This is a genomic window from Candidatus Aquiluna sp. IMCC13023 (assembly GCF_000257665.1).
Taxonomy (GTDB): domain Bacteria; phylum Actinomycetota; class Actinomycetes; order Actinomycetales; family Microbacteriaceae; genus Aquiluna.
The window spans coordinates 410215-422586 of the sequence record NZ_AJKR01000003.1 but is presented as its reverse complement, the minus strand read 5'-3'; the positions used below and the strand labels follow the sequence as shown (position 1 = coordinate 422586).

Sequence of the window (12372 nt, the reverse complement as noted above, 5' to 3'; positions counted from 1 at the left end):
CTTATCGGGTTAGACTTATTTTAGTTTTGAGGAGCTAGCTGTGACTTATTTGATCGCGTTGCCATGCGTAGATGTGAAGGACAAGGCCTGTATTGATGAGTGCCCTGTTGATTGCATCTATGAGGGCGACCGCATGCTCTACATTCACCCAGACGAGTGCGTTGACTGTGGTGCCTGTGAGCCAGTTTGTCCGGTCGAGGCTATTTACTACGAGGATGACATCCCAGCCGAGTGGAGCGATTACTACAAGGTAAATGTTGACTTCTTCGACGAAGTTGGCTCCCCTGGGGGCGCTGCAAAAGTAGGCCCAATCGCCGGAGATCACCCAATTGTCGCTGCTCTGCCTCCGCAGTTGCAGGAGTAGTTTTCACAACTTTTTCTGGTGGTAATCACAAGTGCCCTAGGCTGGGCAAAAGGCATGACTAGGAGTAGCAATTGAGTGCGGACAAGGTTTCCATCGACATAGATGGCAAAGTTGAACAGTATGAAGTAATTCCTGCGACTCAAGGTCCTTCGGGCATTGACATTTCAAATCTAATCACCAACACCGGTTTGACCGCGTTTGACCAAGGTTTCGTAAACACCGCATCCACAAAATCCGCAATTACCTTCATCGATGGAGACAAGGGAATCCTGCGCTATCGCGGATATCCGATCGAGCAGCTAGCTGCGAACAAAAGCTTCCTTGAAACCTCTTATCTGCTAATCCACGGCGAGTTGCCAACAGTTGCAGAAGCAGAAGAGTTCGATCAGAGCCTGAGACGCCACACCCTGATTCACGAGGGCATGAAAGACTTTTTCAAGGCTTTCCCTCAGAACGCTCACCCGATGTCGGTTATTTCGGCTGGGGTTAGCGCGCTCTCGACTTTCTACCAAGACTCGCTTGACACCAAAGACCCTGAGCAGGTTGAAATTTCAACGCTTCGGCTGTTGGCCAAACTTCCGGTAATTGCCTCATACGCATACAAGTCCTCTATCGGACAAGCTCTTGTTTACCCGGATAACTCTTATTCATTGGTTGAAAATTTTCTGAAGATGACGTTTGGAAACTACGCCGAAGACTACTCTCAGAACCCGGTAGTCACTCAAGCGCTAGACACATTGCTGCTGCTTCACGCTGATCATGAACAGAACTGCAGCACCTCAACTGTTCGACTAGTCGGCTCTTCAAATGCCAACTTGTTCGCATCGGTTGCCTCCGGCATAAACGCTCTTTCCGGTCCATCACACGGGGGCGCAAATGAAGCAGTTCTAGAGATGCTGAGCTCCATTCAAAATTCAGGCGAGAGCGTTAGTCAGTACGTAGATCGAATCAAAAACAAAGAAGACGGAATCCGGCTCATGGGCTTTGGCCACCGTATCTACAAGTCCTTTGACCCCAGGGCGACGATCGTCAAGCAGACTGCAGATCAGGTTCTAAATGAATTGGGCATAAACGATCCGATGCTGGAAATTGCCAAGGAGCTCGAGGCGGTCGCGCTTTCGGACGAGTATTTTGTGGAGCGCAAGCTTTACCCGAACGTTGATTTCTACACCGGCGTGATTTACAAGGCTCTAGGTTTTCCTCCTCGGATGTTTACACCGCTGTTCGCAGTTGGACGCCTTCCAGGTTGGATTGCCCACTGGCGCGAGATGATGGAAGATCCAAGCACTCGCATCGGCAGGCCTCAGCAGCTTTACACGGGTCCAGCCGAGCGCTCACTTTAGATTTTTCGGTATATCCGCACCTTGGTGCTACCGAATTTCTTGTCGGAAATTACTTCTAGCCAATCCTGTTGATCCAAGTCACCTGTTTTATCCGAGCGCTCGATTACTACTGTCGCGCCAGTACTCAAGAGGTCTCTCAGCGATGCCAAGATATTCAGAAGGTCACTATTGGCAAATTCATAGGGCGGATCCAGAAACACCAGGTCAAACACTTGGGTTGCGCTCTTGAGATACCTAAAAGCATCTAGGTTTTTGTTTGACACTGCTGTGCCCGGGCGAATTTTCTGAACCGTTTTTAGGACCTGAACCGAGTTCTTTTGGCAAATCTCGTGAGCTTCGGGGTCTTTTTCGACGAGGATAACGCTGGTTGCGCCGCGAGATAGCGATTCAAGACCCAGCGCTCCGGTGCCGGCGAATAAATCAAGCACTGCGCTATCTTCGATTAGCCCTCGGGCCTCTAGGGCCGAGAAGACAGATTCCTTGACTCGATCCCCTGTCGGTCGGGTGGCCTTAGCCACAGAGTGCAATCTAATTGACCCGGCGTCTCCTGAAATGATTCTGCTCACGCAAGTGAGCCTAGTGAAACTTTTTTCAGAACATCGGTCATGATTGGCTTGTGCTTACTGATCTGACGCCATTGGCCGGAGTTCTTGGCGATAAAACTGCCAAGGCTCTCGATAAGCAGTTTGGAATCAAAACAGTTGCAGACCTGCTCTTGCATTTTCCAAGGCGCTACTCAAAGCGCGGCGAACTCACCGATTTTGCATCGTTACCAATCGGGGAAGTGGTAACCGTGGTTGGTCAGGTTCAAAGCACTAACCAGCGCAGCATGAAGGGCCGTAAGGGCAGCATCTTTGAGGTGGTTCTCGGGGACGGAAATGGTCAGCTGACGCTTGCGTTTTTTAATCAAACCTGGCGGCAAGCCGAGTTGCATGCCGGCGTGCAAGGGTTATTTTCCGGAAAAATCGGGGCGTTCTCGGGCAGATTGCAACTAACTCATCCTGACTATGAGTTGTTCGACGCCGAAATTATTGATCAGCAGGCTAAGGCTTGGGCCGAGCTCCCGATTCCGATTTACCCGGCCACCGGAACTCTATCGAGCTGGAGGATTCAAAAAGCCATAGAAAAAGTGCTTGATGCCGGCCATGAGGCTCAAGAAGTTATTCCAGCAGACCTTTTAGAACAGCAGAAGCTAATGCCATTGCTTATGTCAATAGAAATGATTCACCGCCCCAAAAAAGACTCGGACTGGGAGCGGGCAACTAAGTCTTTGAAGTTTCATGAAGCCATGCTCTTGCAGCTTGGATTGCTGGAACGCAGAAAAAATGCCGAGTTGGAAAAGGCTGCCGTCTACAGGTCCGGGGCGCTGCTTTCTAAATTTGATGAAGCTCTTCCATTTGAGCTGACCCCGGGACAGGTTGTCGCGGGAGACCAAATCGCGGCTGATTTATCTAAAGGTCACCCAATGAACCGGATGCTTCAGGGTGAGGTGGGTTCGGGTAAGACGGTTGTGGCGCTTCGAGCTGTTCTGGCGGTCGCCGAGTCGGGCGGGCAGAGCGCTCTATTGGCTCCAACCGAGGTTCTGGCATCACAGCATTTTCGTTCAATAGCTCAAGCGCTTGGACCAGCTGTAACCAAGGAGCTTGGAGTCAGGCTGCTGACTGGTCAGCAGCCCCTGGCCGTGCGCAAAAAGACTTTGCTCGATATGGCATCAGGTAATTGCCGTCTTGTAATCGGAACTCACGCGCTACTGAGCGAGAATGTTTCGTTTTTCGACCTCGGCTTGGTGATTATCGACGAGCAGCATCGATTCGGAGTTGGCCAGCGTGAAGCGCTCAAATCCAAGGCGAAACACTCCCCGCACAGCTTGGTAATGACAGCAACGCCAATACCCAGGACTCTCGCGGTCACGGTCTTTGGCGATCTTGATGTCTCGTCCCTGAGGGAGCTGCCAAAGGGCCGCCAGCCAATTGTTACTCACGTCGTGGACATCTCTCGCAAGGACCTCGTCGCTAGGGTATGGGAACGGGTTTCCGAGGAAGTCTCGGCAGGCAGGCAGGCTTTTGTCGTTTGTCCAAAAATTGACCCTCAGCATTTGGAAGACACTGGAGAAATGGTTCCGGAACCTGAAAATCTTGAACCCGAGCCCGGTCCTGAGCCTGCGAGCGTGACAAGTGTTTTTGCTTCCCTGGAAAACAACAAGATGCTGGCAGGTATTCGCATTGGCTCACTCCACGGACGCATGAGCTCGAAGGAAAAAGACGAGGTCATGGATCAGTTTGAATCTGGTCAACTTCAGGTGCTTGTGGCCACCACAGTAATTGAGGTCGGCGTGAATGTTCCAAATGCTTCAACGATGGTGGTGCTGGATGCAGATCACTTCGGGCTTTCTCAGCTTCATCAGCTTCGTGGTCGCGTTGGTAGGGGAGAGCATGCCGGGCTTTGTCTCTTGGTTTCAGGGGCAGAGCCTGAAACCTTGGCGTTTTTGCGCTTAGATGCTCTGAGTCGAATCAGCGACGGTTTTGAACTTTCGGAGATCGACCTTGATCTTCGAGGCGAGGGCGATGTTTTGGGTGACACTCAATCCGGAGGTCGCTCATCGCTGCAGCTTCTTAGAGTTGTCCGGGATGCCAAACTGATTCAAGAGGTAAGGCCTCTTGCTGTAGCCCTTGAAAAAGCTGACATGTCTGAAGAATTGAAGTTGGTTTTGCAAATACAGGATGCGGGGCAGCTGGCTCGCGGCTAACCTATTGCTGTGAGTTCTGTAGCTATTTATCCGGGGTCCTTTGACCCGATAACAAAGGGGCACCTGTCGGTCCTTGCACGCTCTGCGACTGTCTTTGACCAGGTTTACCTGCTGATAGTCCATAACAGCTCCAAAACAGCTGCTATGGACCTTGAGACCCGCGTGGCGATGGCTGAAGATGTTATAGCTGAGGCTGGCCTCGAAGCTAAGTGCTCAGTTCAGTCTCTGCACAGTGGTCTTCTTGTGAAAAAAGCTGAAGAACTAGGTGCGAATGCCATCGTAAAAGGCTTCCGCAACTCCGCAGACATTGACTACGAATTGCCGATGGCCAAGGTTAATCACGACCTAGCTGGAATTGAGACGGTGTTCATCGCCTCCGATGGAAACTACGGACACGTTTCTTCAAGTTTGGTCAAGGAGGTCTTTGCCCTTGGTGGAGACATATCCAAATACGTAACTCCATCGGTTCTCAAGAAGATGCAAGAAGGAAAAGAATGACCCTGCTGGTTGCAGTCCACGATCTAATGAAACGACCCGGTCAAATGCGGGAGATTCAGATTGATCACTTGCCGGAAATGGGAATCGGGACCTCGGTTGTTGAGGTTCCAGCCAAGTCAACCGTGGAGATTTCTCTGAAGCTGGAGTCAGTCCACGAGGGCGTTTTAGCCACCGGCGAAGTCTTTGCAGATGCCGAAGCTCAGTGTTCGAGATGCCTGGATCCGATCAACCTTGCGGTTGAGGTGGATTTTCAGGAACTTTTCGCCTATTCTTCTAGCTCGGATGAAGATTTTGTAGTTCTTAGCGAACACATCGATTTAGAACAGGTCCTCATTGATTCGATAGTCTTGAATCTTCCTTTCCAGCCCGTGTGCTCCAAGACTTGTCTTGGCTTGTGCCCAGACTGCGGAATAAGGTTGAAGCAAGATGAAGAACACGGCCACGAAAAACCGGTTGATCCGCGTTTCAGTGCGCTACAAGATTTCGCGAATAAGGAAGAGTAAAGATGCCAGTACCAAAACGTCGACAGTCTCGCTCGAACACACGCTCACGTCGCTCTCAGTGGAAGGCTGCGCCAATAACATTGGTAAAGACCATTGAAAATGGCGAGACCGTCTACAGCTTGCCTCACCGTGCCAAGGTGGTTACCGACTCCGTCGGCACCGCTCTTTACATGGAATACAAGGGCCGCAAGGTAGCAGACGCATAACCAATGCCCCTTGACGAGCTGTCACAAACGCTCGGCATCGAGATTGATCCCGAGCTGCTTACGCTTGCTCTGACGCATTCTTCTTACGCATACGAAAACGGCTCCAAAGACAACGAACGTCTCGAGTACCTCGGCGACTCTGTCCTCGGCTTTTTAGTTGCAACCTTTGTTTATCAAACTCATTCTGACCTCCAAGAGGGCGAGCTCACAAAGCTTAAAAATGCCGTAGTGTCTGCTAACGCCCTTGCCACGGCTGCTAATCGAATGAACCTGGGTGCTTATATCTACCTTGGAAAAGGTGAAGAGCAGACCGATGGTCGACAGAAAACCAACATTCTTGCCGATACTTTTGAAGCAGTCCTTGGGGCGGCATATCTTTCAAACGGCCTCGAGGGCGCCAGCAAAATTGTCCAAAAATTTATCCTTCCGCTTTTGGATGACCCGGACGCGGTCCGAGAAGCCAGTGACCCAAAGACTTCATTGATCGAAAAACTTCAGCGGCTATCAAGACAACCCGCTTCCTACGAAATAACCGCCACTGGACCCGAGCACGAGCGGGTCTATCGCGCGGAGTGTTTTTCGGCCGGCAAATTGCTTGCTGTCGGCGAAGGTAGAACTAAGCGCAACGCAGAGACTGAGGCCGCTATTCAAGCCCTCAGGTTGCTTCAAGAGTCCTAATGCCAGAACTTCCTGAGGTGGAGACGGTTCGTGCTGGGCTTGCCTCCAAGATAATCGGCGCTCGAGTAGTAGATGTCTCAATCAGTGACGCCAGATCTTTGAAGCGGCATGTCTTAGGCCCCAAGCACTTTGTCGATGAACTTTTAGGGCAGAGCCTTCTGGCAGTTGTTCGAAGGGGCAAGTTTCTCTGGCTGCCCCTGTCAGATTCTCGAGCACTTGTCGGTCACTTAGGCATGAGTGGGCAAATGCTTTTGCGCGACAAGGGTTACGACTCGGATCCCCAGACCAGGGTGGTTTTATCCGTTGAGTCCCAGTCTGGTGAACAGCTGGAGGTCAGATTCGTCGATCAAAGAATTTTTGGCTCCCTGGCAATTGAGGATTTGGTGCCAACTTCGGATGGCGCACCAGGAGGCTTTAGCCCCGAGAGTCCTGTGGGCAGCAGCATTCCCGGTGTGGTTGCGCACATCGCTAGAGACTTGCTGGATCAGCATTTCAACATCGATAGCGTCGTAAGTAAAATGCAGGCTCGCTCTTCTGGCATAAAGCGCGTGCTACTCGACCAGAACTTGCTGAGCGGCATAGGCAATATCTACGCCGATGAATCGCTCTGGCTTGCCCAGCTTCACTATGACCAACCCGCTAACAGCATCGCTCCTGAGAAGTTGACGAAGCTGATATCGATCGCAACCGGAGTCCTCGAGCGTGCAGTGATCCAAGGCGGGACTTCTTTTGACGAGCAGTACAAAAATGTAAACGGCGAAAGCGGTTATTTTGCACAGTCTCTAAATGCCTACGGGCAAGCTGGAAAGCCGTGTCCAAGATGCGGGGAGGAAATAAAGCGAGTCGCTTGGGCAAACAGGGGGAGTCATTTCTGCCCAAACTGTCAGCGGCTAGCTAGCTAGTTTGTGAAGCTCCTCGCCACTGCTTGGCGGAGATTCTTGGCCACATCGCCACCACAGAGGCCACGACCGCAGCACCGTAGGACCAAATAAATCCGGCTTGATTAGCTGGAATCATCTTGTCTTGCCAAAAGCCTTGGCTGAATAAAAAAAGCAGTCCGAGAATCACGACGGCAAAAAATAGATTTGGACTTCTGAAGCCCGATGCAATTCTGATTTGGAGGGCGACTAGCAGCACCAGGCTGAGGCTGAGGACTGACCCTATTGGGAACTGGTCGAATAGAAAGCTTTGATGCAGGATCGTTCCAAAAATTACTACGCTTGCAGCTTTCATGACCGCGGAAAGATTTTTGCCAACGACTCTTTTTTTGCTTTTCACATCTTGAGCCTAGAACCTAAGTGCACGCCGCAGCCTGTCCCACACCAGCCTTCGACGTGCATGCCAAGTCAAACGGCAAGAAAATCGCTAAACTGCTGGCTCGGATAGGCTTTATGTAGAAGCGAAAGGGGTGTTTGAGCTTGCATCTAAAAAGCATCACCCTGAAAGGCTTTAAGTCTTTCGCCCAGGCCACCACGATTGAGCTGGAACCCGGAATAACTTGCGTGGTCGGACCGAATGGATCCGGTAAGTCCAACATCGTCGACGCTCTAGCTTGGGTGATGGGAGAGCAGGGCGCAAAGACCCTTCGGGGCGGCAAGATGGAAGATGTCATTTTCGCGGGAACCTCAACCAAGGCTCCGCTCGGTCGTGCAGAAGTTTCACTAACCATCGACAACTCGGACGGCGCTCTGCCGATTGAGTATGCCGAGGTCACTATTTCAAGAGTCTTGTTTCGAAACGGGGCCTCGGAATATTCGATCAACCAGCAACCTTGTCGTTTATTGGATGTTCAAGAACTGCTAAGCGACACCGGTCTTGGAAGGGAGATGCATGTAATCGTGGGCCAGGGGCAGCTTGACACCGTGCTTCGAGCCACACCACTTGAGCGTCGCGCTTTTATCGAGGAAGCTGCGGGAATCCTAAAGTTTCGTCGCCGCAAAGAAAAGACAGAGCGCAAGCTGGAAGCAATGCAGTCAAACCTCACCAGATTGCATGACCTGATCGCCGAAATTAGGCGCAATCTAAAACCACTTGGACGGCAAGCAGAGGTGGCAAGAAGCGCCCAGGAAATAGGCGCCGTGGCAAGGCATGCCAAGTCTCAACTTCTTAGCGTTCAGGTTCGTAACGCCAAAGAACAGCTAGAAGTTGCTTCTAAGTCCGAAAACGAGCGCAAAGCCGAATCGTCTTTCGCTCAACAACAGCTAGCAAGCGCTAGAACCGCCATTGCGCAAATTGAATCCGAACTAAGTTCGGATGAATTAGATCAAGCTAGGTCGAAGCTGTTTCGATTCGAAGCCATCGAGCAAAAACTCAGAAACTTAAAAAACCTTGCCGATCAACGCGTAAGTCTCTTGGCGGGTAATCAGCCCGAATCCGCCGGTTTGGAAATTGAGTCATTAGAAACAGAGCTTTCAGCGGCGACAGATTCGCTAAGAGAAATCGAACTTGAGATACAGGCCAGCGCCTCAAAGCTTGCCGGATTTGAGCAGGCCAGGCAATTGGCTGCAGAAGCCATGAACTTATTTGACGCAGACGCGATTCGCCAGCGAAGCCAGCAAGAGTCTCAGGTCCGAGAAAGAAATCAGGCAACCGGGGATGTTTCTGTCCAAGAAGCAAGAATTGAATCTATAGCCCAAGCCCGACTCAAGCTTCAGGACAGCATCTCCCAGGCTGAGTCTCGCGTGACCGAGTTGACTAGGCAGCAGTCGGCAATGACAACGGAGGGCCTATCGACCTCAGATGATGCGCTTCGAAAGGGTTATGAATTAGCTCAGCTTGCTGAATCAAAAGCCCGAAAGCTTGTTGACGAGTCTCGCCAGCAGTTGCATTTTGCCGAGCGAGAGCGCGATGCTCTGGCCGCAAGACATGCCGCACTTGGCCTGACCCTCGATCAATCGGACGGCGGCGGCGAAGCAATTAGGGCGAAACTTCAAGGCATCAAAGGTCTGCTAGCAAAAAGCGTGAGCATTGAAAAAGGCTTTGAGAAGGCCATTGCTGTTGCACTCGGAGCCCTTTCGGACGCAATAGTCGTAGACACCAAGGCCCAGGCAATCGAAGCTATTCGGTTTCTCAAGGCTCAAGACCTCGGTCGCGCAGAGTTTCTTATAACAAGCTCCGAAGTTGAAACTGGAAAGCTTGCCCAAAGGGCAGGGCTTGTAAACGCCAGCACACTGGTGAGCGCACCAAAGTCGGTTCTGGCACTGCTCGAACATTTTTACGTGGCAGCAAGCCTCGATGATGCCGAGAGAGCCCTAGAAATAGATCCTGAAATAACCGTCATCACCAAAGACGGCGACTTGGTTTCTGAGTATTCGGTTCGAGGTGGCGGAACAAAGCTTGCATCCAAACTGGAACTAAGTGCTGAAAGAGATTTTGCAGCTAAGGGCCTAACTAAATTTGAGTCTGAAATTCAAGATCTCGCGAACAAGCTCAGCGATGCCGAGGCCGGTTCGGTGGCTGCGACCGCAGCCGTTAAGACAAGCCTGTCTGAGCTGCAAGAACACGATGCTCGTCTGGCGGCAAGTGCTGAGCGCGCTGGAAGGCTCATAGCGCAACTAGATTCCGGTCGCGCTGAAATCGCAAGGTTTGAGGCCGAAATTGAACTTCAAGACAAGTTGGCCGTCACCGCCAGTCAGGAACTTGAGGCCCTGTCCAAAAAAGTTGCAGACTTCCCTGAGCAGTCCTCAGTCGAAGTTTCCATAGAGGCGCGCTTGGGGCTTTCAAAGAATCTAGACTCGGCTAGGCAGCAAGAGCTAGAAGCCAGGATTGAGGCTGGAACCCTTGCCGAGCGAAGCAGCGCATCTTCCAAGCAGTTGGCAGTTTTGACGGGTCGATTGGCCGAGGCTGTTTCGGCAAAGCTTGCCGCTAATGATGCGAGCCTGGCTAGAGAGAGCCAGCTGGCAAGCGCTAGAGAGGTTCTTTCGAAACTACCTCAAGTTATGACGCTGACCCAGGCTCTTTCTTCTAAGCTGCGCGTTGAACTTTTGGATCTGGAAGCCAAACGGTCGCAACGAAGCGAGCGCTTAGCTCAGCTGAGGTCTCAAGCGATTGAACTCGAGGCTCGATTTACCAGCCTGAACTCTTCTGTTCACGAAGTCGAGATGCAAAATTACGAGCTTCGCCTAACCCTGCAAAACCTAAAGGAGCGCGTCGAGTCTGAGTTATCGATGAGCATCGAGGAGTTGCTCGAGGAAAATGCCGAGGTTGATCAGCCGGTTGAAGAACTGCAGAAGCTGCTAAGACAGGCTGAAGCCAAGTTGGCACAACTGGGGGCCTTCAACCCACTTGCACTTGAGGAATTTTCAGCACTTGAAGAGCGGCACAAGTATCTGAGTGATCAGCTAGCTGACCTAACTGCCGCTAGGGCTGACCTAACCGGAATCATTGGCGACCTTGACGGCAAGATGCAGCATATTTTTGCCAGTGCGTTCGAGGACACAAAAAAGGAATTTGAAAAAGTTTTCCCACTTCTATTCCCCGGAGGTACTGGCTCACTGAGTCTGACCGACCCCGATAACTTGCTCGCGACCGGACTTGAGGTTTCGGTCAAGCCTGCTGGCAAGAGAATTGAGCGTATGTCTCTTCTTTCCGGCGGCGAGCGCTCTCTAGCTGCAGTTGCGTTGCTCATTTCAATTTTCAAGGCGAGACCAAGCCCGTTTTATGTTCTGGACGAGGTTGAAGCCGCGCTCGACGATTCAAACTTGGGTCGTTTATTGAACGTGATCAAGTCACTTCGAGACAGCTCGCAGCTGATTGTTGTGACTCACCAGAAGCGCACAATGGAAATCGCCGACGCTCTCTACGGCGTCTCGATGCGTCAAGACGGCATCACGCAGGTTGTCGGCCAGAGGGTCGAGTTGGCAAACTGATGTTCAAATTTCTAAAGCGGCTTCGCGGCAAAGATGTGGACGCCTCAACGCCAGAGCAAGAAAATCAGCCTGAAGCCGTCGTTGAAGTTTTGCCCGAGCTTGATCTGCCTGCGAAGGATGTTGCGCCGGTGGAACCAGAGCTCGAAACTGGGCAATCGATTCTCGACGAAGCACCGGACTCAAAGGATGAGCAAAGGCCAGTAGCTGAAACTAGAACTGAAACCACAGCGCTTGAGTTAGACAATAGTAAAAATAAAAAAGAAGTTTTGGAACCTGCGCTTGTTTCAGTAGAGCTCCCCAAGCGCTCACTCGGCACCGGAATCAGGTCACTATTCAGCGAATCAATGGACATCGATGAGCTTGAAGAAATTTTGATTCTGGCTGACTTTGGTGTCGAGACAGCAGAGGAGATTGCCGCTGAACTAAAGCGTGAGGCAAGTAGACAGGGCGCAACAACCGACCCTGAATTGCGATTATTGCTCAAAGACTTGTTGGCAAAAAGGCTAAGCCGAACTGATTCAGCTCTGAACCTAGGTGACGGAACGTTGCCATACGTGATTTTGGTAGTGGGTGTGAACGGTGCTGGAAAGACCACAACAATCGGGAAACTTGCAAGATGGCTCAAGGATGGAGATTGGGAGGTTGTTCTAGGAGCGGCCGATACCTATCGAGCAGCCGCGGTCGATCAACTGGAAACTTGGGCCAAGAGAGCTGATTCCCCAATCGTCAAGCCGGTCAAAGAAGGAGCTGACCCTGCCTCGGTTGCTTACCAAACGGTAGAAATGGCAATCAGGACTCAGGCTGACATTGCAATCATTGACACCGCAGGCAGGTTGCAAAACAAAAAAGACCTGATGGACGAACTTGGAAAGATCAGAAGGGCAGTTGAGAAACAAACAAAGATCTCAGAGGTACTGCTCGTGATAGACGCAACGAACGGTCAAAACGCCATGAGTCAGGCCAGGGCGTTCACCGAGGTTGCAGAGGTGACCGGCATTGTTATGACCAAGCTGGATGGGACCGCAAAGGGCGGAATCCTCTACGCATTGCAAAAAGAATTGAATTTGCCAATTAAACTTGTTGGTGTTGGCGAGCAAATCAACGACTTCGCGTTTTTCTCACCGGAAGAATTCGCCAAAGGCCTAGTCGCTAAGAAATAGGAGTTT

Annotated in this window: 12 protein-coding genes; 10 read left to right on the top strand and 2 right to left on the bottom strand. The window is 51.4% G+C overall.

Going from position 1 to position 12372, the window contains the following annotated elements; genetic code table 11:
* The first annotated feature begins 40 nt into the window (after window positions 1-40).
* Both fdxA and IMCC13023_RS05840 read left to right on the top strand, forming a co-directional pair.
* Window positions 41-364 carry a ferredoxin gene (gene fdxA / locus IMCC13023_RS05845; protein WP_040325281.1) on the top strand — a complete coding sequence of 108 codons (324 nt, stop codon included), beginning with the start codon at window positions 41-43 and terminating at the stop codon, window positions 362-364.
* 71 nt (window positions 365-435) lie between these two features.
* Window positions 436-1707 (top strand): citrate synthase, encoded by a 1272-nt coding sequence (locus IMCC13023_RS05840; protein WP_007542282.1) that lies wholly within the window; start codon window positions 436-438, stop codon window positions 1705-1707.
* Here IMCC13023_RS05840 and rsmD read toward each other — a convergent pair.
* Window positions 1704-2273 (bottom strand): 16S rRNA (guanine(966)-N(2))-methyltransferase RsmD, encoded by a 570-nt coding sequence (rsmD, locus tag IMCC13023_RS05835; RefSeq protein WP_040325279.1) that lies wholly within the window; start codon window positions 2271-2273, stop codon window positions 1704-1706. The genes IMCC13023_RS05840 and rsmD overlap by 4 nt on opposite strands.
* Before the next feature lie 50 nt (window positions 2274-2323).
* On the opposite strand from rsmD, the gene IMCC13023_RS05830 reads away from it, so the two are divergent.
* From IMCC13023_RS05830 to mutM, 6 genes are read left to right on the top strand one after another with little or no spacing between them, the layout of a single operon-like run.
* The gene (locus tag IMCC13023_RS05830) at window positions 2324-4453 is read left to right on the top strand and encodes an ATP-dependent DNA helicase RecG (RefSeq protein WP_007542279.1); all 2130 of its coding nucleotides are present in this window, start codon (window positions 2324-2326) and stop codon (window positions 4451-4453) included.
* 9 nt (window positions 4454-4462) lie between these two features.
* Window positions 4463-4951, top strand: coding sequence for a pantetheine-phosphate adenylyltransferase (coaD, locus tag IMCC13023_RS05825; RefSeq protein ID WP_040325278.1), 489 nt, complete (start codon window positions 4463-4465; stop codon window positions 4949-4951).
* Window positions 4948-5454, top strand: coding sequence for a YceD family protein (locus IMCC13023_RS05820; RefSeq protein WP_007542270.1), 507 nt, complete (start codon window positions 4948-4950; stop codon window positions 5452-5454). Before coaD ends, IMCC13023_RS05820 begins: the two co-directional genes overlap by 4 nt.
* Before the next feature lie 2 nt (window positions 5455-5456).
* Window positions 5457-5660, top strand: coding sequence for a 50S ribosomal protein L32 (gene rpmF / locus IMCC13023_RS05815; RefSeq protein WP_040325276.1), 204 nt, complete (start codon window positions 5457-5459; stop codon window positions 5658-5660).
* A 3-nt stretch (window positions 5661-5663) separates the two neighbouring features.
* A complete protein-coding gene (rnc, locus tag IMCC13023_RS05810) occupies window positions 5664-6338 on the top strand; it encodes a ribonuclease III (RefSeq protein WP_007542268.1) in 675 nt (224 codons plus the stop codon).
* Window positions 6338-7240 carry a bifunctional DNA-formamidopyrimidine glycosylase/DNA-(apurinic or apyrimidinic site) lyase gene (gene mutM / locus IMCC13023_RS05805; RefSeq protein WP_007542267.1) on the top strand — a complete coding sequence of 301 codons (903 nt, stop codon included), beginning with the start codon at window positions 6338-6340 and terminating at the stop codon, window positions 7238-7240. The genes rnc and mutM overlap by 1 nt, the downstream gene beginning before the upstream one ends.
* On the opposite strand, the gene IMCC13023_RS05800 is transcribed toward mutM, so the two are convergent.
* Window positions 7233-7616, bottom strand: coding sequence for a hypothetical protein (locus IMCC13023_RS05800; protein ID WP_007542266.1), 384 nt, complete (start codon window positions 7614-7616; stop codon window positions 7233-7235). The two genes, mutM and IMCC13023_RS05800, sit on opposite strands and share 8 nt — an antisense overlap.
* 140 nt (window positions 7617-7756) lie before the next feature.
* On the opposite strand from IMCC13023_RS05800, the gene smc reads away from it, so the two are divergent.
* On the top strand, window positions 7757-11206 hold the full coding sequence (smc, locus tag IMCC13023_RS05795; protein WP_040325468.1) for a chromosome segregation protein SMC: 3450 nt from the start codon (window positions 7757-7759) through the stop codon (window positions 11204-11206).
* Entirely contained in the window at window positions 11206-12366 is a 1161-nt protein-coding gene (ftsY, locus tag IMCC13023_RS05790; protein ID WP_007542264.1) for a signal recognition particle-docking protein FtsY, read from the top strand. The genes smc and ftsY overlap by 1 nt, the downstream gene beginning before the upstream one ends.
* The last annotated feature ends 6 nt before the right edge of the window (window positions 12367-12372 follow it).